Source organism: Tsukamurella conjunctivitidis (assembly GCF_007858475.1).
Classification (GTDB): domain Bacteria; phylum Actinomycetota; class Actinomycetes; order Mycobacteriales; family Mycobacteriaceae; genus Tsukamurella; species Tsukamurella conjunctivitidis.
The window spans coordinates 172,921-193,949 of sequence record NZ_VIGX01000001.1; the positions used below are offsets into that span (position 1 = coordinate 172,921).

Genomic DNA, 21,029 nt, shown 5'->3' on the forward strand with positions numbered 1-21,029 from the left:
GTGACAGGCGCCGATGTGGACGTCCTCAAGGAGGGGAAGTTCGCCACCACCGCAGCGGGTCTCACGCTGCACTACCACGAGGCCGGCGAGGAGAACCGCGCCAACGGGACCGTCGTCCTGCTGCACGGTAGCGGCCCGGGGGTCTCCTCGTGGAGCAACTTCGGGCGCAACATCCCGGTGCTGGCGCAGCGCTTCCACGTGCTGGCCGTCGACCAGCCGGGCTTCGGCCGGTCGGACAAGCCGACCGAGCACGCGCAGTACTTCGTGCACAGCGCGACGGCCCTCGCCGGCCTGCTCGACACCCTCGGTATCACCGGGCGCGTGCACCTGGTGGGCAATTCGCTGGGCGGCGGCACCTCGGTGCGGTTCGCGCTCGACTTCCCCGATCGCGCGGGCCGGCTCGTGCTCATGGGGCCGGGCGGGCTCAGCGTGAACACCTTCGCGCCCGACCCCACGGAGGGGCTGCGCACGCTGCAGAAGTTCTACGCCGCGCCCAGCAAGGAGCGGCTCGAGGACTTCCTGCGGATCATGGTCTTCGACCAGAAGATGATCACCCCCGAGCTCGTCGAGGAGCGTTTCGAGCTCGCTCTCGATCCCGAGGCGATCGCCGCGTTCAAGGCCATGGGCAAGTCCTTCGCCTCCGCGGACTACGAGAAGGGCATGCTGTGGCGCGACGCCTACAAGCTCCGCCAGCCCGTGCTCATGATCTGGGGACGTGAGGACCGGGTCAATCCGCTCGACGGTGCCCTCCTCGCGCTCAAGCAGATCCCCCGCGCGCAACTGCACGTCTTCGGGCAGTGCGGGCACTGGGCGCAGCTCGAGAAGTTCGACGAGTTCAACCGTCTCACGGCCGATTTCCTCGCCGGCTGACAAGGAGAAGACAAGCACATGGCGATCAAGGCGCTCGGGTACATGCGCATCGAGGCCACCGACATAGCGGCCTGGCGCGAGTACGGGCTCAAGGTGCTCGGGATGATGGAGGGCACGGGCAATGACCCCGACTCCCTCTACCTGCGCATGGACGACTTCGCGGCCCGGCTCGTGATCGTGCCCGGCGAGAAGGACCGGCTCCTGGTGTCCGGCTGGGAGGTCACCGACGCCACAGGGCTGCAGGAGCTGCGCGACACCCTCACCGCCGCGGGCGTCTCCTTCGAGGAGGGCACCAAGGACGAGAAGGCCGAGCGGCGCGTCGAGGGGCTGATCCGGTTCCAGGACCCTGCGGGCAACACGCTCGAGGCCTTCCACGGCGCGCAGTACCTGGGCCGACGGTTCGTCAGCCCGTACGGCCACAGGTTCGTCACCGGCGAGCAGGGACTCGGCCACGTCGTGCTCACGTGCACGGACGACGCTGCGGCCCAGGCCTTCTACCAGGGCGTGCTCGGCTTCAAGCTGCGCGACTCGATGCGGCTGCCCCCGCAGATGGTGGGCCGACCCGCCGACGGCGACCCCGCGTGGCTGCGCTTCTACGGCTGCAACCCGCGCCACCACGCGCTCGCCTTCCTGCCGCTGCCCAATCCGACGGGGATCGTGCACCTCATGGTCGAGGTGGAGAACTCCGACGACGTCGGACTCTGCCTCGATCGCGCGAACCGCAAGAAGGTCAAGATGTCCGCCACCCTGGGGCGGCACATCAACGACAAGATGCTGTCCTTCTACATGAAGACCCCCGGCGGCTTCGACATCGAGTTCGGCTGTGAGGGGCTCGAAGTCGAGAACGACGACTGGATCGCGCGGGAATCCACCGCGGTCAGTCTCTGGGGTCACGACTTCTCCATCGGCTTCAAGGAGCAGTGATGACGGCAGCGGAGATCGTAGGGCCGATCGAACCCCTCGACTACCGGACGGCCATGGGGCACTTCTGCACCGGCGTCACGGTCATCACCGCGGCCGACGACGAGGGGCCCGTCGGCTTCGCCTGCCAGTCGTTCTCGGCGCTGTCCCTCGATCCGCCCCTGGTCCTGTTCTGCCCCATGAAGACTTCGGGCGCGTGGCGCACCATCGAGCGCACCGGTCGCTTCGCCGTGAACGTCCTCGGGGAGGGCCAGCAGAACGTCAGCTCGGTCTTCGGATCCCGCCACCCGGACAAGTTCGGGGCCGTCGACTGGAGGCCCTCGCGGACGGGGTCGCCCCTCCTCGACGGAGCGCTGAGCTGGATCGACTGCGCCGTCGAGACCGTGCACGACGGCGGCGACCACCACATCGTGATCGGCCGCGTGCTCGAGTTGAGCGCGCCGAACGCGGGCCGGCCGCTGCTGTTCTACAAGGGGCGCTACACCCAGACGGTGACCGACCCCGGCGAGGCGCTGCCCCGCACCCTCTCGCTCGACTCGTTCCTCACCTGGCCCGTCGGAGACGACTGGATCTGATCGAACCGCCGTGGCGCAGTGCCCTCCCTGGTAGTCAGGGAGGGCATTGGCGTTCGTACGAGGAGATGACATGACCGATCGGATCACCGCGCTGGATCTTCCCGCGGGAGAGCTGAGCGAGGGGACGCGGAAGTACTTCGACATCTGCCGCGAGAAGCTCGGGATGGTGCCGAACGTCCTGCAGTCGCTCGCCTTCGACGAGGTCAAGCTGCGCGCGTTCAGTGACACCTACAACGATCTGATGCTCGGCGACTCCGGCCTGACCAAGCTGGAGCGCGAGATGATCGCGGTGGTCGTCTCCTCGGTGAACAAGTGCTTCTACTGCCTCACCGCGCACGGCGCCGCGGTACGTGAGCTGTCCGGCGATCCGGTGCTCGGCGAGATGCTGGTGATGAACTTCCGCGCCGCGGATCTGCCGCCGAAGCAGCGCGCGATGCTGGAGTTCGCCGAGAAGATCACCGAGGCACCGTCGAAGCTCGACGAGGCCGATCGGCAGCGGCTGCGCGACGCGGGCTTCACCGATCGCGACGTCTACGACATCGCGAACACCGCCGCCTTCTTCAACATGACCAACCGGCTGGCCTCGGCGATCGACATGCGGCCGAATCAGGAGTACCACACCGCCGCACGGTGACTCAGCGGGCGGGCAGAGCCGCGGTGAAGTAGCCGATCGTGTCGGCCATGAGGGCCGCGTCCGCGGGGACCGTGTCCTGCACGCCGTAGCTGTGCCCCAGCTCCACCGGGTTCCCCGCCCGCTCGACGGTCCACCCCTGCGCGGTGAGGAAGTCGACCGGATCGTCGCGGTCCTCGTCGGCGACGAACAGTGAGGTCACGTCGAAGTCGCCGAGGGGGTTCCCCTCCTGCGAGTACTTCTCGGTGATCGCGCGGAAGCGGTCGAGGTCGAGCGGTCCGAGCTGGCCCTCGACGGCGACGCGGCTCCCCGGCGCGGAGAGTTCCACGATCCGTTCGAAGAGCAGTGCCTGCGCCGCGGCGGGTAGGTAGGGGAGCAGGCCCTCGACCAGCCAGGCAGTGGGCGCGGCACCGTCGAAGCCGGTGGACCGCAGTGCTGTGGGCCAGTCGTCGCGCAGGTCGATGGGGACGTGCCGCAGCCCGGCCGCGGGGCGCGCCCTGTGCGCGTCCAGCGTCTCCTCCTTGAAGGCGAGCACCTCGGGCTGGTCGAGCTCGTAGACGACGGTGCCCGCCGGTAGGTCGAGGCGGTAGGCACGGGAATCGAGGCCGGCCGCGAGGATCACGATCTGCCGGGTGCCCGCAGCGACGGCGTCCCGGACGAAGTCGTCGAAGAACCGGGTGCGGACGCCGAGGTGGCGCGTGGCCGCCATCGGATTGCCCTCGCCGTCACCGGCGTCGGCCAGGGCGACGGCGCGCGGATCGCCCGCCGCCTCCAGGAAGACCCGGGCGTACGGATCCTGGGCGAGGGCGTCGGGACGCTCCGTCTCCACCGCCCGGGCCGCGGCCACCAGCAGCGCGGTGAACCCCACGCTCGTGGTGATCGTCCAGGTGTCGCCGTCCGTCCGTGCGCTGCTCGCCATCGCGTTTCCTTTCGCAAGTAGTTCGTCTACGAAAGTACCGCGGGGACCGGCGCCCGGCAAGAACGTGTTTCAGGAGTGCGTCAGCTCCCGGCGGGCCACATGGTGCGCCGGATCGCCGAACAGCTGGGACGAGGAGTGCGCACGCTTGAAGTACAGGTGTGCGTCGTGCTCCCACGTGATGCCGATGCCGCCGTGCAGCTGGATCGTCTCGGCGGCGACGGTGCTGAACGCCTCCGAGCAGTAGGCCTTCGCCGTCGCGACCGCGAGGGCTGCGTCCGCGTCGCCGCGATCGAGCGCCTCGCCGGCCGCCAGAGCCGCCGAGCGGGCCGACTCGACGAGCACGTACAGGTCGGCCATCCGGTGCTTGAGCGCCTGGAAGGAGCCGATCGGCCGGCCGAACTGCACGCGGGAACCGGTGTACTCGACGGTGATCTCCAGCGCCCGCGCCGCCGCGCCCGCCTGCTCGGCGGCGAGCACCGCGCACGTCGTGTCGAGGGCCCGCGCCAGCGCCTCCGACGCCCCGTCCCGGAGCAGTCGCGCCGGCGCACCGTCGAGCACGACCTCCGCGAAGCGACGGGTCGGGTCCATGGACGGAGTGTGGCGCCGCGTCGCTGCGGCGCCGTCGACGAGGTACAGCTCGTTGCCGGCGATCACCAGCAGGTCGTCCGCGAGGTCACCGTCGAGCACGAAGCGCGCGGTCCCTGAGAGTGCGCCACCGGCGGCGGTGATCGGGCGGGCGGCGAAGTCCTGGCCGGCGAAGGCGACCGCGGCGATCCGCTCGCCGCTCGCGAGGCCCTCCAACAACTCGGACTCGTCGGTCTCCGCGAGGAGGGCGGTCGCGAGCACGGAGGATCCGAGGAAGGGCGACGGGATCAGGTGGCGGCCCAGTTCCTCGGCCACCACCTGCAGCGCCCGCACCCCGGCGCCGAGGCCGTCGTGCGCCTCGGGGACGGCCAGCGCGGCCACGCCGACCTGCTCGCACAGGACCGACCACAGCGCGCGGTCGTAGCCCTCGGGGGCGTCGATCGCGGCGCGCAGCGCGGCCGGCGACCAGCGCCGCTCGATCACGCTGCGGACCGCGCCGCCCAGGTCGTCCAGCTCCGAACTCATCGCGCCGCCTTCCGGATCGCGTCCAGCACCGTCGCGCGGTGCTCGGCCTGCGTGCCCCACGCCGACTGCAGCGCCCGCACCGTGGTGATCCACAGGCCGAGGTCGTACTCGGCGGTGTAGCCGATCGCGCCGTGCACCTGCAGGGCGGTGCGGGCGGCGAGGTACGCGGCGTCCGCCGCGGCGACGCGCGCCGCAGCGACGTCGCGGACGGGATCCAGATCGACGCCGCGCGAGGCGTCCCCGGACAGCGCCACCGCCGCGCCCTGTAGCAGCGGCGCCGCCAACTCCAGCCGCGTCGCCACGTCCGCGAGGAGGTGCTTGATCGCCTGGTACTCGCCGATCGCCCTGCCGTACTGGGCACGGGCCTTCGCGTACTCGACGGTGTCGTCGAGCAGCCGTCGTCCGGCGCCGAGTACCTGCGCGGCCACCGCGAAGGCGCCCAGCAGCTCGCCGCGGGCGCGGTCGGCCGGGACGCCATCGGTGGGCGCGGGCGCGTCGAACAGGCGCCGCGTGCGGTCCACCGAGGTCCGCACCGGGGTCGACGGTGCGTCCACCTCGCCGGCGGTGCCGTCGGCGCCCACGACGATGCGCAGGTCCGCGGCATCGGCGTCGAGCAGGAACGGGGCGCGGGGCGCCAGTGCGACGGTGCCGATCGCGCCGCCCGCGAGGGCCTCGAGCCTCGGGTCGTCGCCGAGGAGCGCGGGGAGGACCGCGACCGACTCGACGACCGGTCCGGGCACGCCGTGATACCCGAGCGCCTGGAAGGCGACGGCCAGGTCCGTGGCATCGGCGCCGACGCCGCCGTGCTCCTCGGCGATGGCCAGGCCGGTCACGCCGAGGTCGGCGAGCGCGGCCCAGATCTTGCGGCCCGGGGCGCTGTCGCCGTCGGCCCAGGCACGGGCCGCGGCCACGACACCGGCCCGTGCGAGCAGATCGTCGAGCGACTGTCCGAAGGCCTCGTTCTCCTGCGACGGTGCGAATCTCATCGGGCTCCCCGGGGTAGGCCGAGGAGACGCTCGGCGATGGTGTTGCGCTGGATCTGGTCGGTGCCGCCGTAGATCGGGCCCGCCAGGGAGAAGAGGTATCCCGCGGGCCAGCGACCCGCATCGGGGGCGGTGTCGCCGGTGAGCTCGCCGAGCGGGCCGAGAAGATCCAGCGCGGTCTCGTGCAACGCCACGTCGAGGTGGCTCCAGAACAGCTTGTTCACGCTGGATTCCGGGCCCAGTTCGCCCCCGTCCTGCAGTCGGGTGACAGTGCCGAAGGTGTACAGCTGGTAGGCGCGCGCGCCGATCCAGGCGTCGGCGACGCGCTGCGCGGCCGCAGTACCGGTGTCGCCGTCCTCGCGTTCCCACAGGTCGACGAGGGCGTCCGCGGCGGTGAGGAATCGCCCGGGGCTGCGCAGCGACAGACCGCGCTCGTTGTTCGCCGTCGTCATGGCCACGCGCCAGCCCTGGCCGGGCTCGCCGATCACGTCGGCGTCCGGCACGAAGACCCCGTCGAGGAAGATCTCCGCGAAGCCGGGCTCGCCGTCGAGCTGCGGGATCGGGCGGACCGTCACGCCGGGCGCGCGCAGGTCGAACATCAGGTAGGTCAGGCCGCGGTGCCGTTCGGAGCCCGGCTCGCTGCGGAACAGGCCGAAGGCACCGTCGGCGAAGGCGGCGCGCGAGCTCCAGGTCTTCTGGCCCGAGAGCTTCCAGCCGCCGTCGACCCGCGTCGCGGTGGAGCGCAGCGAGGCGATGTCGCTGCCCGCCTCCGGCTCCGACCAGGCCTGCGCCCAGACCCGTTCCGACCGCGCCATCGCGGGCAGGATCCGCGCACGCTGTTCGTCGGTGCCGTGGCTGAACAGCGTGGGCGCCAACATGAACAGGCCGTTCTGGTTCACCCGGAGCGGCGCGCCCGCGGCGTAGTACTCCTCCTCGAAGACCACCCACTGCAGCAGTGTCGCGTCGCGGCCGCCGAACTCGGCGGGCCAGGAGACCGCGGCGTAGCCGGCATCGGCGAGCGTCGCCTCCCAGGCGCGGTGCGCGGCGAATCCTTCGGCGGTGTCGAAGGAGGGAAGGGGCTCGGCGGGGACGTTCGCCGTGAGCCAGGCGCGTACCTCGTCGCGGAAGGCGACGGTCGCCTCGTCGAAGTCGAGATCCACCGGCCTACTCCGCCTTCCGCGCGCCGGACGCCATCGACTTGGCGCTCTGCCCGCCCAGCGAATCGCCGCCCGAGACCTCGGCGTTGTGCGCGTGCGCGAAGTGATGCAGGCCGAACACAGAATCCATGCCCGCACGCATGCCCATGAGGTCCTCGCACTGGTTGACGGCCTTCTTCGTCAGGGCCAGGCCGAACGTCGGCATGTCCGCGATCCGCTCGGCGAGGGCGAGCGTCTCCTCCTCGAGCTCCGCGCGGGGCACGACCCGGTTCACCATGCCCCACTCCTTGGCCTGTTGCGCCGAGAAGCGGTCTCCGGTGAACAGGAACTCCTTGGCCGCCCGCGGGCCCATGACCCACGGGTGCGCGAAGTACTCGACGCCGGGGATGCCCATGCGCACCACGGGGTCCGAGAAGAAGGCATCGTCCGAGGCGACGATGAGGTCGCAGCTCCACGCCAGCATCAGCGCGCCGGCGATGCACGCGCCCTGGACCGAGGCGATCACGGGCTTCGGGATCTCCCGCCATCGCCGGCACATGCCGAGGTACACCTCGGATTCACGGGCGAAGCGCTGATCGCCGCCCTCGCGGCCCACGTGGTCCCACCACAGCACGGCCTTGTTCTCGAAGTGCTGATCCACATCCCGGCCGGGCGTGCCGATGTCGTGGCCGGCGGAGAAGTGCTTCCCGTTGCCGGCGAGCACGATCACCTTGACCGCGGGATCCTCCACGGCGCGCACGAAGGCGGCGTCGAGGGCGTAGGTCATGGCCGAGTTCTGCGCGTTGCGGTACTCGGGCCGGTTCATGGTGACCACGGCGACGGGGCCGCGCACCTCGTAGGTCACCACCTCCGCCTCGGCGGTCGCATCGGCGCTGGACGTGCTGTCGGTCATCGCTTCTCTCCTGCTGCAGGGTCGGGCTCACCGCGTAGGACGCGCTTGAGCACCTTTCCGGTCGCGTTGCGCGGTAGCTCGGTCACGAACTCCACGCTGCGGGGGACTTTGAAGTTGGCCAGGTACTGCCGGCAGTGCTCGATCACGGCGTCCTCGCTCACCGTGCGGCCCGCGGCGAGGACGACGAAGGCTTTGCCCACCTCGCCGAGGCGGGGCTCGGGCACGCCGACGACGGCGCTCTCCGAGACGCCGGGGATCCGGGCGATCACCTGCTCGATCTCGGCGGGGTAGACGTTGAAGCCGCCGTTGGTGAACATGTCCTTGATCCGGTCGGTGATCCGCAGGTTCCCGGCGTCGTCCATGGACCCGGCGTCGCCGGTGTGGAACCACCCGTCGGTGTCGAAGGCCTTGGCGGTGGCCTCGGGATCCTCGAAGTACTCGGCGATCACGTTGGGCCCGCGTACGAGGATCTCGCCGTCATCCGCGACCCGCACCTCCATGTCGCGGACGGCCCGGCCGGAGGTCGTGGCGATCACCTCGGGGGCGTCGTCGGCCCGGCACATCGTGACGACGGGGGCCTCCGAGAGGCCGTACGCGGTGAGTACTCGTTCGTACAGTTCGGCGCGCATCCGCTCGATCAGCACGACGGGGATCGTGGCCGCGCCCGTCGTGGCGGCGCGCAGGCTCGACAGGTCGTACTGTGCCCGATCCGGATGGTCGAGCATCATCTGGTGCACCGTCGGCACTCCGGGAAGGATCGAGATGCGCTCCCGCTGGATGAGTTCGAAGGCCGCCGCGACGTCGAAGGTCTGCGCCGGGTAGATCGCCGCGCCGCTCTGCAGCGCCGCGAGGATGCCGGCCTTGTAGCCGAAGATGTGGAAGAACGGGCTCAGGATCAGGTAGCGGTCGGCGTCGGTGACGCCCACGAGCTCCGCCCAGTTCGCCGCGTTCGCCAGGGTCTGCGCGTGCGTGCTCGTCGCGCCCTTGCTCCGGCCGGAGGTGCCGGAGGTGAAGAAGATGTCCGACGGGTCGTCGGGCGTGACCGCGGCGGCGGCCTCGTCGAGCCGGGCGTCGGTGACCTGCGCGCCCCGGGCCGGCACGCCGTCCCATTCGGGGAGCCGGAGGACGGCGACGATGTCCTCCGGCAGGCCGCCCGCGGTCGCGATCACCAGGTCGAGGCGGTCGACGCCGAGGAACGGGCCCGCCACCACGAACCCGCGCGCGCGGGTCCGCACCAGGAGGTCCACGATCTCGGGACCGGTGTAACGGGTGTTGACGGGGACCAGCACAGCGCCGATGTACGCGGCGCCGAGCGCCGCCTCGATCCACTCGTGGCCGTTCGGCGCGCAGACCGCGACCCGATCGCCCCGCCGGACCCCCTCCGCGAGGAGTGCCCGGGCGACGTCGCGAGCGCGGTCGTGGAGATCGGCGTAGCTGATCCGGAGGTCGCCGTCGACCACGGCGGTATGTTCCGCGAACCGCGTCGCGGCGTCGCGCAGCGCCGTTGCGATGGTGCGTGACATGCGCAAACCCTTCTGCCTAGCAAGTGCTTGGTAGAACACGTTACAGTGCGAGTCGAGTCTGTGTAACCTGATTCCACCAAGCAATTGCTTGGTGGAATGGCGAAGGGAGTGCCGTGGCCACGGCGAGCGGCGAGACGGACGCGGAATTCCGGGCGCGGATCCGCGACTGGCTCGCGATCAACCTGTCCGGCGAGTTCGCCGGGCTGCGCGGTGCCGGCGGGCCCGGCCGCGAGCACGAGTTCTTCGACGAGCGCGTCGCCTGGGAGCGCCACCTCGCCGCCGCGGGACTGAACTGCATCGGCTGGCCCGCCGAGAACGGCGGCGGCGGAGCGAGTCTCGCGCAGCAGGTGATCTTCCACGAGGAGTACGCCCGCGCGGGAGCGCCCGCCAAGGTCTCCCACCTCGGCCAGGAACTGCTCGGCCCCACCCTCATCGCCTTCGGTACCGAGGAACAGAAGGCCCGCTTCCTGCCCGCGATCCGCGACGTCCGCGAGCTGTGGTGCCAGGGCTACTCCGAGCCCGGCGCCGGCTCCGACTTGGCGAACGTCAGCACCACCGCCCGTCTCGAGGGCGACGAGTGGGTGATCTCCGGACAGAAGGTGTGGACCTCGCTCGCGCACGTCGCCGACTGGTGCTTCGTCGTGGCGCGCACCGAGCCCGGCTCCGCGCGCCACAAGGGCCTGTCCTACCTGCTCGTCCCCATGGGCCAGCCGGGCATCGAGGTCCGGCCCATCGTCCAGCTCACCGGCACCTCGGAGTTCAACGAGGTCTTCTTCGACGGTGCGCGCACCGCCGCCGCCAACGTGGTCGGCGAGCCCGGCGACGGCTGGCGGGTCGCCATGGGGACGCTCGCCTTCGAGCGCGGCGTCGCCACCCTGGGCCAGCAGATCGGATTCCGGCGCGAGCTGCAGCACCTCACCGATCTCGCTCTCGACACCGGCGCCGCCGACCGACCCGACGTCGCGGATGCGCTCCGTCGCGCGTGGACCGAGCTCGACGTGATGCGGGCGCACGCGCTGCGCACCCTCGGCTCCGCCGAGACCGGCACCGCCGAGGTCGCCAAGCTGCTGTGGGCCAACTGGCACCGCAGGCTCGGCGAGATCGCGATGACGGTGCGCGGCGCCTCCGGACTACTCGCCGGCGGCCCCGGATCCGCCGCCTCCGGCACCGTCGACCTGGACGACTGGCAGCGCCTCTACCTGTTCACCCGCGCCGACACGATCTACGGCGGCTCCAACGAGATCCAGCGCAACATCATCGCCGAGCGCGTGCTCGGCCTACCCCGAGAGGCCCGCCCGTGAACGCGATCCCCGCACCCCCGTACCCGAAGGGCCGCAACCTCCTTGACGACAAGGTCGTCGTCGTCACCGCCGCCGCGGGAACCGGCATCGGCTCCGCCACCGCGCGCCGCTGCCTGGAAGAGGGCGGCAGCGTGGTGGTCTCCGACTGGCACGAGCGCCGGCTCGGCGAGAAGCGCGACGAACTGGCCGCCGAGTTCGGTGATCGCGTGCACGCGATCACCTGTGACGTCACGGTCGAGGAGCAGGTCCAGGCGCTGCTGGATGGTGCCGCGGAGCGTTACGGGCGGATCGACGTGCTGGTCAACAACGCCGGTCTCGGCGGCAGCGTAGCGGTGCAGGACATGACCGACGAGCAGTGGTCGCGGGTGCTCGACGTGACCCTGACCGGCACCTTCCGCGCCACCCGCGCGGCGATCAACCGGTTCATCGGGCAGGGCGGTGGCGGCGTGATCGTCAACAACGCCTCCGTCATCGGCTGGCGCGCCCAGGCCGAGCAGGCGCACTACGCCGCGGCCAAGGCCGGCGTGATGGCGCTGACCCGCTGCTCCGCCGTCGACGCCGCGCCGCACGGCGTGCGGATCAACGCCGTCTCGCCGAGTATCGCGATGCACGCCTTCCTCGCCAAGGTGACCTCCGACGAGCTGCTCGACGAGCTCGCGCGCCGCGAAGTCTTCGGCCGAGCGGCCGAGCCCTGGGAGGTCGCGAACGTCATCGTCTTCCTCGCCTCCGACTACTCGAGTTACATGACCGGCGAGGTGGTCTCCGTGAGCAGTCAGCATGCGTAGGCCGGGCCCCGGCGGCCCGACCGCGGACGCCGGTAGCCGACATGGCTAAGCCCGACCCGTCCACCCGGCGCGCGGAGGTCCTGGCGCTGAGCGCGAAGCTGTTCGCCGAGAACGGCTACCGCGCGACGACAGTGCGCGACATCGCCGATGCGGCGGGCATCCTGTCGGGCAGTCTCTACCACCACTTCGACTCGAAGGAGTCGATGCTCGACGAGATCCTCCGGGACTTCCTCGACCGGCTCTTCGGCGAGTACCGAGCAGTGCTCGCCGCCGTCGACGCTCCCCGGGAGCAGCTGCGCGGCTGCGTGATCGCCTCCTTCGCGGCGATCGACGCGCATCCGGACGCCGTCGCCATCTATCAGGCCGAGGCCCGCGGACTCGCACAACAGGACCGGTTCGCCTACATCGCGGACTTCCTCCAGGAGTTCCGGACCATGTGGCGCGGCATCATCAGCCGCGGCATCGAATCCGGCGACTTCCGTGCGGATCTCGACATCGACGTCACGTACCGCTTCCTCCGCGACACCGTCTGGGTCGCGGTCCGCTGGTACCGGCCGGGCGGCCAGCTGCCCGTGAGCACGGTGGCCGACCAATACCTCACGATCCTCGAACACGGGATCGCCAGCCCTGAGAAGGAGCAGTCATGACCGATCTCGCGCCCGGCGCGTACATCCTCGACGCGGTGCGCACGCCCACCGGCAAGCGCGGCGGATCACTGGCGACGGTGCACTCCGCCGACCTCGGAGCCCACGTCCTGCGCGCCTCGGTCCTCCGCTCGGGCGTCGACCCGGAGCTCGTCGACGACGTCATCATGGGCTGCTGCGACACCATCGGACCGCAGTCGGGCAACATCGCCCGCACTTCGTGGCTCGCCGCGGGCCTGCCCGAGCAGGTGCCCGGCGTCACCGTCGACCGGCAGTGCGGATCCAGTCAACAATCGGTGCACTTCGCCGCCCAGGCCGTGCTCTCGGGTACCGCGGACGCGGTGGTCGCTGCCGGCGTGCAGAACATGAGCGCGATCCCGATCAGTGCAGCCATGCTGGCCGGGCGCGAGTACGGCTTCGACGATCCGTTCTCCGGTTCGGTCGGGTGGCGCGAACGGTACGGCGACGTGGAGGTCTCGCAGTTCACCAGTGCCGACATGATCGCCACGAAGTGGGGCGTCTCCCGCACCCGGATGGAGGAGTTCGCGCTCGCCAGCCACGAGCGGGCGATCGCCGCGACCGACTCCGGCAGGTTCGAAGCCGAGATCGCGCCGATCGACGGCTTCGCCGTCGATGAGACACCTCGCCGCGGAACCACTCTCGAGAAGATGGCCGGGCTCGCCCCGCTCGCGGAGGGGTCCGCGATCACCGCGGCCGTGGCGAGTCAGATCGCCGACGGTGCCGCCGCCGTCATGGTCGCCTCCGCGGACTTCGTGCAGCGGCACGGCCTCCGGCCACGCGCACGGATCCACCACATCTCCGTCCGTGCCGCGGACCCGGTGTGGATGCTCACCGGGCCTATCCCCGCGACGCAGTACGCGCTGCAGAAGACGGGGCTCACCGTCGCCGACATCGACCTCTTCGAGTGCAACGAGGCCTTCGCCTCCGTGCCGCTGGCGTGGATGGATGAGCTGGGCATCCCGCACGAGAAGGTCAACGTGAACGGCGGCGGCATCGCCCTGGGGCACCCGCTGGGCGCTACCGGCGCGAAGCTCATGACGACACTGCTGCACGAGCTCGAGCGGCGAGACGGACGGTACGGCCTGCAGACGATGTGCGAGGGCGGCGGCACCGCCAACGTCACCATCATCGAACGACTCTGATCGCACGTTCCCGCGGAGCTGCGTGACGGCTTCGCCGCGCCGGGAACGACGTCCTTGAGCTGTGCCGATGAACAACTTCACCAATGTAGAATATTGAATGCTGAGGCAGGGATCGAACGACCCTGCCTCAGTATTTGTTTTGACACATCATAATGTGCACTCGCACCGACGCTCCGTTGTGCGCCACATAAGTTATTGATTCTTCTCCAGGGTGGATGTCGATATCTCCAGGTGGAGAGCCTTGACGGTCTTCCGCGGAGGGTGCGCCTGAAGGGGGTGGTTGAGCGGCCCGAGGAGTCGGACTGTGTTCTGAGTCGCAAATTCGGAGCCGATCCACGATTCGACTTGGCAAATTCTCAGCGACATGCTTTCCTTTGCATACTCAATGGAGATCGTGGATAGAGGAGTCGAAGAGTGCGTCGAATCAAGATCGGCATGGCGGCTGCAGTCGTCGCGGCCTGCGCCGTTTCGGTGATGTCGGTGGGGACCGCCTCCGCGCAGATCACCCCCCAGAACCCGTCGGGTCCGGTCAAGGGCGGCAAGCAGACGATCACGTCGAAGGAGGGGGTGAACGCGCAGATCGCGCTGTTCGACCTCAAGGCGAAGCTCTTCCCGCCGCTCGCCGGCGACAACAAGTCGCGCCTGGCGTACGTCGACGGCAAGGCCGAGGGCCTGATCACCAAGGCGCCCGGCGAGATCGAGGCGGCGACCGTCGAGGTCGGCTACGTCGTGGCGTGCGGTGTGAAGGACGGCGGCTTCGAGTCCTGGATCGGCTCGAACCAGTCCGTCAGCGGCGGCGTCGGCGTCGTCGGCGGCGCGCCCGGCCCGTTCGGCGCCGTGGGTGCCGGCGTGGGCGGCACCCTCGGCCTGAGCCAGAACCAGGTCATCAAGACCGCGCCGGGCGCCATCGTCTTCCTGCCCGTGGGTAGCAAGACGATTCAGAAGCCCAAGCCCGGCGAGAGCTTCGGCGTCCGCTTCGGTGAGAAGCGCGTGAGCATCGAGGGCTGCATCGGCAGCGTCGACGCCGTCGCCTACTCGACGCTGACCGTCTCCTCGCGTGCTTTCGACGACATGAAGACCGTCTACAGCGAGGTCATGCGGTTCGCGTAGCCCGCGATCCGATCAGGACCGGAGGCCGGAGAGCGCGTCCACGCGTTCCTCGGCCTCCGCCACGATCCGCTCGATCAGTTCGGCCACCGTCGGCAGATCGTCGATGATTCCGGCGACCTGGCCCGAGGCGAGCACGCCGGCGTCGGTGTTGCCTTCGACGAGGCCGGCGCGCAGCAACATCGGCGTGTTGGCCGACATCATGAGCTGGCTCCAGGTGCGGTCGCCGCCCTTCTTCAGCGCCAGCCCCTCGTTGATGAGCCCCTTCCAGGAGACGCCCGTGAGTGCCTGGAAACGCACGGTGTTCAGGGCGGCGTGCGCCAATGTCGCAACGCCGTGCGAGCGTTCGAGGGCATCGACCAGTGCCGTCCGCAGGACGCGGTGAGGCATCCCGTCGACCTTCGTGGTCACGACGGTGTCGCCGAGACCGCGCTGCAGGTACTCCGACTTCACCGATTCGGGCACCCGGCTGTCGCGGGTGAGCAGGAAGCGGGTACCCATCGCGACCCCCGAGGCGCCGTAGGCGAGGGCCGCCGCGAGGCCGCGACCGTCGAAGAAGCCGCCGGCGGCGACGACCGGGATGTCCACCGCATCGAGCACCGACGGGAGCAGCAGTGTCGTCGCGACGCCACCGGTGTGGCCGCCGCCCTCGCCGCCCTGCACCACCACGGCATCGGCGCCCCACGAGGCCACCTTCTCCGCGTGCCGCGCGGCGCCGACGGACGGGATCACCACCAGTCCGGCGTCCTTGAGCTGCGCGATCATCTCCTTGCGCGGGGCGAGCGCGAAGGAAGCGACCTTCACGCCCTCGCGGATCAGCAGATCGACGCGCTGCTGCGCATCCTCGGCGTCGGCCCGGAGATTGACGCCGAAGGGTTTGTCGGTGCGCTCCTTGGTCTTCCGGATCGCCGCCTCGAGCTCCGGGTAGGTCATCGTCGCCGAGGCGAGGATGCCCAGGCCGCCCGCGTTCGCGGTGGCGGAGGTCAGGTGCGCCCCCGAGACCCAGCCCATGCCGGTCTGCACGACGGGATGCTCGATGCCGACCAGCTCGGTGAACCGGGTACGCAGTGTCATGCCGGGACCTCCTTGCTGCGCAGGTTCTTCGGGTCCACGACGGTGCGGATGAGCTCGAGTTCGTCGGTGGTGGGCACACGGGTCTCCGGCACGTGGGAGCCCGCGAGCTCGAAGCCGGTGGCCTCCCGGACCTGGGCCTCCGTGATGCCGGGGTGCACGGACAGCAGGGTCATGGCACCGTCGTCGCCGAAGCCGAGGACGGCGAGGTCGGTGACCACGCGGTGGATGTCGTGGAACCGCGAGGCGGCCGGCCCGGCCGCGCGGGCGCGGTCGTAGCCCACGCCGCTCACGACGTCGACCGCATCGACGAAGACGCGCGACGAGTGCTTCGGGATCCAGTACGACGTGCGGTTGTTCACGGTGTTGCCGGGCCCGCCGCGCACGCCGAGCAGCTGGCGCGACGGTGCCCGGTGCTCGCCGATGGCCGAGATGTTCTGGTTGCCGTACCGGTCGATCTGGCTGGCGCCCATGATCACGTGGCGCTTGCCGTTCGGCACCACCACGTCGAGCACCTTCTTGAAGGGCTGCCAGCCCTCGATGCCCGCGGCGGGGTTCGCGGCATCGGCGATCAGGTAGGCCTCGCCGTCGGAGAGCAGTAGATCGGGGGCGAAGGTGAGGCGGGCGAGGCGGCCGCCGAGCGAGGGGATCAGGCCCATCGGGCTGGCGGTGATCTCGCCGTCGCCCCGGAACAGATCGGCGATCGCGGTCACGCAGACCTCGGCGCGGGTGATGTCGGTCATTTCGCCTCCTCGGCTGCCCAGGCGGCGACCTGAGCCTGGTAGTGCGCCTCGTCGCCGCTGAGGAAGCGCTGTTCGAACGCGGCCCAGGCCTCGGGGTCCTTGGCGCTCGCGGCGTAGTGCCGCTGGAACTTCTCATCGCGGCCGTAATCCGGGACCGCGGTCGTGAAGTGCGCGCCGTTCGGCGTCTCGACGACGCCGTTGACCGCGCTGCGGTTGATGATCAGGGACTGGACGGGGCCGCCGGCCACAAGCTCCGCGGTGGGGACGATCCGCTCGCAGGAGACATAGCACCGGTCCGCCGCGAGGGCGAAGTCGTCGTCGAAGTACGGGTCCGGGCCCAGGTACTGGGCGTTGCCGCGGGCGTCGGCGCGGTTCATGTGCACGAGCGCGGCATCGAGGCGCAGCGCCGGGACCGCGACCAGTTCCTCGCCGTCGGCGTAGGGCGAGACGATCGTGCGCAGACCGGGATTGACGTCCATGACCGACGAACCGAGCCCCGCACGGATGGGGAGGAAGGGGAGACGCTGCACGGCGGCCTTGAGGCCGGCGGCGAACATGCCCTCGTCCCACTCCGCGACCTCGATCGCGCCGGCCTGCCGGGCGCGGGCGAAGTTCGGGTCGATGGGGACGGTGTCGAGGGTGACGAAACCGAAGACGAGCTTGCGGATCTTCCCCGCCGCGGCCAGGAGTCCCACGTCGGGTCCGCCGTAGGACACCACGGTGAGGTCCTTGAGGTCCGACCGGAGGATCGCCCGCACCAGGGCCATCGGTTTGCGCCGCGAGCCCCAGCCGCCGATGCCCAGCGTCATGCCGTCCTCGAGTTCGGCGACCACCTGCTCGGCGGTCATGGTCTTGTCGGTCATGCCTTCTCCTGTGCTGCGTCGTCGGATACGGGTCGCCCGCTCGCTCCGCTCCCGGCGCTGGACGCCTCGCCCACGGTGCGGCCGGTCGCGACGAACTCGCGACGGTGGTCGTCCGAGTAGCCCGCGAGGTTGAGCTCGAACGTGAAGCCCTGCTCGAAGCGGTAGCTGGTGTGGACGTCGACGGGGTCGATCCCGTTGATCGCCTCCTTCGCCTTGCGGATCACGCGGGTGTCCTTGGCGGCGATGGCCCGGGCCACCTCCAGGGCGGCCTCGTCGAGCTCGGCGCGCGGCACCACGCGGTACACGGAACCGAAGTGGTGCAGTTGCTGCGCCGTGATGGTGCCCGCGGTGAAGTACAGCGTGCGCATGAGGTGCTGGGGCACCAGGCGGGCCAGATGCGTTGCGGCGCCGAGCGCCCCGCGATCCACCTCGGGGAGGCCGAAGGTCGCGTCGTCCGACGCGACCACGACGTCGGCGTTGCCGACGAGGCCGATGCCTCCGCCCAGGCAGAAGCCGTTGACCGCGACGACCACCGGGACCGCGCAGTCGTAGACCGCGGAGAAGGCGGCGGCGCAGCCGTGGTTCGCGCCGATCAGTGCCCCGTAGCCGTCGCCCGCGGCCTGTGCCGCGTCGATCTCCTTGATGTCGACGCCCGCGTTGAACCCGCGGCCCGCGGCGCGCACCACGACCACGTGGCACGACGGGTCGCGGCCGGCCTCGGTGATGGCGTTCGCGAGGTCGAACCAGCCCTGCACGGTGAGGGCGTTGACGGGCGGTGCGTCGACGGTGATCGTGTGGATCCCGGGCTCGTCGACGGTGGTCGTGATCGGTGAAGGCACACCGACTCCTTCGAGGTAGACAGGTAGAACGTGATCTAAACCTAGCAATTGCTTGGTACGCTACCACCGAAGCCCGGTCAGCCGGAATGGGAAGTGGGGAATCTTGTGAGCGCAGCGATGTCGGTGAGCCTCGGGCTCGACGATGCGGTGGTCCTGATCACCGGCGGGGTGCGGGGGATCGGTGCGGGCATCGCCCGCGTCTTCCTCCGGTACGGCGCCACGGTGGTGGTGTGCGCCCGGCGCGAACCCGAGAGCCCGGTGGAGGCCGACGGCGCCGTCGCCGAGTTCGTCGCCGCCGACGTCCGCGATCCGGAGCAGGTGGACGCGCTGATCGCCGGCATCGTCGAGCGGCACGGTCGGCTCGACGTGCTCGTCAACAACGCGGGTGGCGCCCCGTACTCGGATGCGGCCACGGCCTCGCCTCGGTTCCACGAGAAGGTCGTCGGCCTCAACCTGCTCGCCCCACTCCTGGTGGCGCAGAGGGCGAATGCGGTCATGCAGGAGGCGGGCCGCGGCGCGATCGTCAACATCTCGAGCGTGAGCGCCACCCGCCCCTCGCCCGGCACCGCGGCGTACGGCGCGGCGAAGGCCGGGCTCGATTCGCTCACCACGAGTCTGGCGGTGGAGTGGGCGCCCGCGGTGCGCGTGAACGCCCTCGACGTGGGCTTGGTGCGCACCGAGGCCGCGGAGCAGCACTACGGCGACGACGCCGGGATCGCGGCGATCGGCGCGACCATCCCCCTCGGACGGCTCGCCGACCCGGAGGAGGTGGGCGCGTGCGCGGCCTTCCTCGCTTCCCCGCTCGCGTCCTACGTCAGCGGGTCGACGCTCCTCGTGCACGGCGGCGGCGAGCGCCCCGCGTTCTTGGGCGCCGCGAACGCGCAGCATGCCGACGGCTGAGCACGACCGCCGGCGAAATACGAACTACCGACTAGGAGAAGAACAATGACAGGAATCGTCGACGGTCGCGTCGTCATCGTCACCGGCGCGGGCCGGGGCATCGGCCGCGCCCACGCGCTCGCCTTCGCCGCGGAGGGTGCGGCGGTGGTGGTCAACGACTACGGCGTGGGCCTCGACGGCGCCGACGCGTCGTCCGGCCCGGCGCAGCAGGTGGTCGACGAGATCCGCGCGGCCGGCGGGCGCGCTGTCGCGAACGCCTCCGACGTGGCCGATTGGGACGGCGCGCAGGCACTGGTGCGCACCGCGATCGACGAGTTCGGCCGGTTGGACGTACTCGTGAACAACGCGGGCTTCCTCCGTGACCGGATGCTGGTGAACATGTCCGAGGCGGAGTGGGACGCGGTGACCCGCGTCCACCTCAAGGGACACTTCGCGATGCTGCGGCACGCCGCCGGGTACTGGCGGGACGAGTCCAAGGCGGGACGGCAGCCCGACGCGCGAGTGATCAACACCAGCTCCGGCGCCGGTCTACTCGGCAGCGTCGGGCAGGGCAACTACGCCGCGGCGAAGGCGGGCATCGCCGAGATGACGATCCAGGCAGCCGCCGAGATGGGGCGCTACGGCATCACCGTGAACGCGATCGCCCCCGCCGCCCGGACGCGGATGACCGAGGTGACCTTCGCGGACGACATGGCCGCTCCGGAGGACGGTTTCGATGCGATGGCGCCGGAGAACATCTCCCCGCTCGTGGTGTGGCTCGGCAGCGCGGCATCCGCAGAGGTGACGGGCCGGGTCTTCGAGGTCGAGGGCGGAAAGGTGTCGATCGCGCAGGGCTGGCGGCACGGGCCGCTGCGCGACAAGGGCGCGCGCTGGGAGCCTGCGGAGCTGGGCGACGTGGTGCGGGGCCTGCTCGACGAAGCGGCGATCCCCGAGCCCGTGTACGGCGCGTGAGCCGTCCGTAGACGACGATGCCGGCCGCGCGGGGAGGGGATCTCCGCGCGGCCGGCCGCGTCTCGGCGAGGGGTCGGCCGAGCTGAGGGGTCAGGTCCGGGCGTTCAGCCGGCCCGACTCTTCGAAGAAGCGCACCAGCTCGGTGGCGGTCGCCGCCATCGTGCGCGGTGCGTAACCGAGTTCGTTGCGTGCCTTGCTGATATCGACCAGGGGCGACGCGAAGAGCGGGCCCAGCGCGGCCTTCGACAGCACATCCGAGCCGAGGCGGGCGTTGATCGGCTCGAGCACCGGCATGATCGCCGCGAGCGCCCCGATGGGCACCGCCACGCGCGGCCCGGCCTTACCCGCGGCCTGCGCGGAAAGACGCATCGCGTCGATGATCGGAGCGAACTCACCGCCGAGTAGGTAGTTCTCGCCGGTGCGGCCCTTCTCCGCCGCGAGCATGACGCCGGTCGCCACGTCGCGCACGTCGACGAGGTCGAACCCTGCCTTGGAGACGAAGGCGGGCATCCGGCCCCGGGCCGCGGTGTATGCCAGCCGGTTCAGGCGCGACAGTGCGACGCCGTGGTCGGCGGGCCCCCAGACACCGGTGGGATTGCAGATGGTGGCGTCCAGGCCGTCGTCGATGACCTTGCGCAGCTCCTGCTCGCCGGCCCATTTCGACCGGTCGTAGACCGGGATCTCGGGTCGCTCGGACCGCGGTGCGGTCTCGTCGATCACGTCCACGAGATCCTGGTCGAAGGCGTGGATGGAGCTCAGGTGCACCATTTTCCGCGCACCGGCCTCGAGTGCCGCCCGCGCCACGACCCGCACGCCCTCGGTGTTCAGCCGCCACGCGGCCTCGTCCTGCATTCGGAGCGTGATCATGGCGACCAGGTGGTAGACGACCTCCACGCCCTCGAGCGCCGCACGCATCTCCCCGGGCTCGAGAACGCTCGCCTGCACCCAGCGCACCCCGTCCGGGGCGTGCGGCGACGAGGCGCGATCGATCGCGACCACCTCGTGCCCCTGCTCGACGAGCTGCTGCAGGAGGTTCCCGCCGACGAATCCGGCTGCGCCGGTGACTGCTACCCGCATGCCG

At 70.7% G+C, this 21,029-nt stretch carries 22 protein-coding genes; 11 read left to right on the forward strand and 11 right to left on the reverse strand.

Translation table 11 applies throughout. From position 1 onward, the window contains the following. The 4 genes from hsaD to FK530_RS00835 all read left to right on the forward strand — a co-directional run bounded on the left by hsaD (position 1) and on the right by FK530_RS00835 (position 3,000). Positions 1-870: a 4,5:9,10-diseco-3-hydroxy-5,9,17-trioxoandrosta-1(10),2-diene-4-oate hydrolase gene (gene hsaD, locus FK530_RS00820; RefSeq protein WP_146485090.1), complete on the forward strand. Its 870-nt coding sequence runs from the start codon at positions 1-3 to the stop codon at positions 868-870. A gap of 18 nt (positions 871-888) precedes the next feature. Next, positions 889-1,794, forward strand: a complete 906-nt coding sequence (gene hsaC / locus FK530_RS00825) for an iron-dependent extradiol dioxygenase HsaC (protein ID WP_146485091.1) — start codon at positions 889-891, stop codon at positions 1,792-1,794. Next, positions 1,794-2,366: a 3-hydroxy-9,10-secoandrosta-1,3,5(10)-triene-9,17-dione monooxygenase reductase subunit gene (hsaB, locus tag FK530_RS00830; protein ID WP_146485092.1), complete on the forward strand. Its 573-nt coding sequence runs from the start codon at positions 1,794-1,796 to the stop codon at positions 2,364-2,366. Before hsaC ends, hsaB begins: the two co-directional genes overlap by 1 nt. Positions 2,367-2,436: 70 nt before the next feature. Next, the gene (locus FK530_RS00835; protein WP_146485093.1) at positions 2,437-3,000 is read left to right on the forward strand and encodes a peroxidase-related enzyme; all 564 of its coding nucleotides are present in this window, start codon (positions 2,437-2,439) and stop codon (positions 2,998-3,000) included. A 1-nt stretch (position 3,001) separates the two neighbouring features. On the opposite strand, the gene FK530_RS00840 is transcribed toward FK530_RS00835, so the two are convergent. From FK530_RS00840 to FK530_RS00865, 6 genes are all read right to left on the reverse strand, one after another. Next, positions 3,002-3,916 (reverse strand): SAM-dependent methyltransferase, encoded by a 915-nt coding sequence (locus FK530_RS00840; RefSeq protein WP_146485094.1) that lies wholly within the window; start codon positions 3,914-3,916, stop codon positions 3,002-3,004. 69 nt (positions 3,917-3,985) lie between these two features. After that, on the reverse strand, positions 3,986-5,026 hold the full coding sequence (locus tag FK530_RS00845; RefSeq protein ID WP_146485095.1) for an acyl-CoA dehydrogenase family protein: 1,041 nt from the start codon (positions 5,024-5,026) through the stop codon (positions 3,986-3,988). Further along, positions 5,023-6,012 carry an acyl-CoA dehydrogenase family protein gene (locus tag FK530_RS00850; RefSeq protein WP_146485096.1) on the reverse strand — a complete coding sequence of 330 codons (990 nt, stop codon included), beginning with the start codon at positions 6,010-6,012 and terminating at the stop codon, positions 5,023-5,025. Before FK530_RS00850 ends, FK530_RS00845 begins: the two co-directional genes overlap by 4 nt. After that, positions 6,009-7,169, reverse strand: a complete 1,161-nt coding sequence (locus FK530_RS00855; protein WP_146485097.1) for an acyl-CoA dehydrogenase family protein — start codon at positions 7,167-7,169, stop codon at positions 6,009-6,011. Before FK530_RS00855 ends, FK530_RS00850 begins: the two co-directional genes overlap by 4 nt. Before the next feature lie 4 nt (positions 7,170-7,173). Continuing rightward, positions 7,174-8,058: an enoyl-CoA hydratase gene (locus tag FK530_RS00860; RefSeq protein WP_191834102.1), complete on the reverse strand. Its 885-nt coding sequence runs from the start codon at positions 8,056-8,058 to the stop codon at positions 7,174-7,176. After that, entirely contained in the window at positions 8,055-9,581 is a 1,527-nt protein-coding gene (locus FK530_RS00865) for a FadD3 family acyl-CoA ligase (RefSeq protein ID WP_146485098.1), read from the reverse strand. Before FK530_RS00865 ends, FK530_RS00860 begins: the two co-directional genes overlap by 4 nt. Before the next feature lie 113 nt (positions 9,582-9,694). On the opposite strand from FK530_RS00865, the gene FK530_RS00870 reads away from it, so the two are divergent. From FK530_RS00870 to FK530_RS00890, 5 genes are all read left to right on the forward strand, one after another. Beyond that, the gene (locus tag FK530_RS00870; protein WP_146485099.1) at positions 9,695-10,882 is read left to right on the forward strand and encodes an acyl-CoA dehydrogenase family protein; all 1,188 of its coding nucleotides are present in this window, start codon (positions 9,695-9,697) and stop codon (positions 10,880-10,882) included. Next, a complete protein-coding gene (locus FK530_RS00875; protein ID WP_205124164.1) occupies positions 10,879-11,667 on the forward strand; it encodes an SDR family oxidoreductase in 789 nt (262 codons plus the stop codon). Before FK530_RS00870 ends, FK530_RS00875 begins: the two co-directional genes overlap by 4 nt. A gap of 41 nt (positions 11,668-11,708) precedes the next feature. After that, complete coding sequence (locus FK530_RS00880) at positions 11,709-12,314, forward strand: TetR/AcrR family transcriptional regulator (RefSeq protein ID WP_146485100.1); 606 nt, start codon at positions 11,709-11,711, stop codon at positions 12,312-12,314. Beyond that, positions 12,311-13,474, forward strand: coding sequence for an acetyl-CoA C-acetyltransferase (locus FK530_RS00885; protein WP_146485101.1), 1,164 nt, complete (start codon positions 12,311-12,313; stop codon positions 13,472-13,474). The genes FK530_RS00880 and FK530_RS00885 overlap by 4 nt, the downstream gene beginning before the upstream one ends. 414 nt (positions 13,475-13,888) lie before the next feature. Continuing rightward, positions 13,889-14,584, forward strand: coding sequence for an MspA family porin (locus FK530_RS00890; RefSeq protein WP_146485102.1), 696 nt, complete (start codon positions 13,889-13,891; stop codon positions 14,582-14,584). A gap of 12 nt (positions 14,585-14,596) precedes the next feature. On the opposite strand, the gene FK530_RS00895 is transcribed toward FK530_RS00890, so the two are convergent. From FK530_RS00895 to FK530_RS00910, 4 genes are read right to left on the reverse strand one after another with little or no spacing between them, the layout of a single operon-like run. Beyond that, positions 14,597-15,655: an NAD(P)H-dependent flavin oxidoreductase gene (locus FK530_RS00895; protein WP_146485103.1), complete on the reverse strand. Its 1,059-nt coding sequence runs from the start codon at positions 15,653-15,655 to the stop codon at positions 14,597-14,599. Beyond that, positions 15,652-16,395, reverse strand: coding sequence for a CoA-transferase subunit beta (locus tag FK530_RS00900; RefSeq protein ID WP_146485104.1), 744 nt, complete (start codon positions 16,393-16,395; stop codon positions 15,652-15,654). The genes FK530_RS00895 and FK530_RS00900 overlap by 4 nt, the downstream gene beginning before the upstream one ends. Continuing rightward, positions 16,392-17,258 (reverse strand): CoA transferase subunit A, encoded by an 867-nt coding sequence (locus tag FK530_RS00905; protein ID WP_146485105.1) that lies wholly within the window; start codon positions 17,256-17,258, stop codon positions 16,392-16,394. Before FK530_RS00905 ends, FK530_RS00900 begins: the two co-directional genes overlap by 4 nt. Then, positions 17,255-18,097, reverse strand: a complete 843-nt coding sequence (locus FK530_RS00910; protein WP_146485106.1) for an enoyl-CoA hydratase family protein — start codon at positions 18,095-18,097, stop codon at positions 17,255-17,257. The genes FK530_RS00905 and FK530_RS00910 overlap by 4 nt, the downstream gene beginning before the upstream one ends. Before the next feature lie 123 nt (positions 18,098-18,220). Between FK530_RS00910 and FK530_RS00915 the strand changes: the two genes are divergently transcribed. Beyond that, the gene (locus tag FK530_RS00915) at positions 18,221-18,997 is read left to right on the forward strand and encodes an SDR family oxidoreductase (RefSeq protein WP_146485606.1); all 777 of its coding nucleotides are present in this window, start codon (positions 18,221-18,223) and stop codon (positions 18,995-18,997) included. Positions 18,998-19,042: 45 nt separating this feature from the next. Next, a complete protein-coding gene (locus FK530_RS00920; protein ID WP_146485107.1) occupies positions 19,043-19,948 on the forward strand; it encodes an SDR family oxidoreductase in 906 nt (301 codons plus the stop codon). Positions 19,949-20,038: 90 nt separating this feature from the next. Here FK530_RS00920 and FK530_RS00925 read toward each other — a convergent pair whose 3' ends face one another. Further along, the gene (locus FK530_RS00925; RefSeq protein WP_146485108.1) at positions 20,039-21,025 is read right to left on the reverse strand and encodes an NAD-dependent epimerase/dehydratase family protein; all 987 of its coding nucleotides are present in this window, start codon (positions 21,023-21,025) and stop codon (positions 20,039-20,041) included. Positions 21,026-21,029 lie beyond the last annotated feature (4 nt).

Coding starts and splice junctions, on each gene's coding strand:
- FK530_RS00840 (WP_146485094.1), bottom strand. CDS start 3,916: ATGGCGAGCAGCGCACGGACGGACGGCGACACCTGGACGATCACCACG.
- FK530_RS00880 (WP_146485100.1), top strand. CDS start 11,709: ATGGCTAAGCCCGACCCGTCCACCCGGCGCGCGGAGGTCCTGGCGCTG.
- FK530_RS00865 (WP_146485098.1), bottom strand. CDS start 9,581: ATGTCACGCACCATCGCAACGGCGCTGCGCGACGCCGCGACGCGGTTC.
- FK530_RS00900 (WP_146485104.1), bottom strand. CDS start 16,395: ATGACCGACATCACCCGCGCCGAGGTCTGCGTGACCGCGATCGCCGAT.
- FK530_RS00905 (WP_146485105.1), bottom strand. CDS start 17,258: ATGACCGACAAGACCATGACCGCCGAGCAGGTGGTCGCCGAACTCGAG.
- FK530_RS00850 (WP_146485096.1), bottom strand. CDS start 6,012: ATGAGATTCGCACCGTCGCAGGAGAACGAGGCCTTCGGACAGTCGCTC.
- hsaC (WP_146485091.1), top strand. CDS start 889: ATGGCGATCAAGGCGCTCGGGTACATGCGCATCGAGGCCACCGACATA.
- FK530_RS00835 (WP_146485093.1), top strand. CDS start 2,437: ATGACCGATCGGATCACCGCGCTGGATCTTCCCGCGGGAGAGCTGAGC.
- FK530_RS00885 (WP_146485101.1), top strand. CDS start 12,311: ATGACCGATCTCGCGCCCGGCGCGTACATCCTCGACGCGGTGCGCACG.
- FK530_RS00920 (WP_146485107.1), top strand. CDS start 19,043: ATGACAGGAATCGTCGACGGTCGCGTCGTCATCGTCACCGGCGCGGGC.
- FK530_RS00860 (WP_191834102.1), bottom strand. CDS start 8,058: ATGACCGACAGCACGTCCAGCGCCGATGCGACCGCCGAGGCGGAGGTG.
- FK530_RS00925 (WP_146485108.1), bottom strand. CDS start 21,025: ATGCGGGTAGCAGTCACCGGCGCAGCCGGATTCGTCGGCGGGAACCTC.
- hsaB (WP_146485092.1), top strand. CDS start 1,794: ATGACGGCAGCGGAGATCGTAGGGCCGATCGAACCCCTCGACTACCGG.
- FK530_RS00895 (WP_146485103.1), bottom strand. CDS start 15,655: ATGACACTGCGTACCCGGTTCACCGAGCTGGTCGGCATCGAGCATCCC.
- FK530_RS00845 (WP_146485095.1), bottom strand. CDS start 5,026: ATGAGTTCGGAGCTGGACGACCTGGGCGGCGCGGTCCGCAGCGTGATC.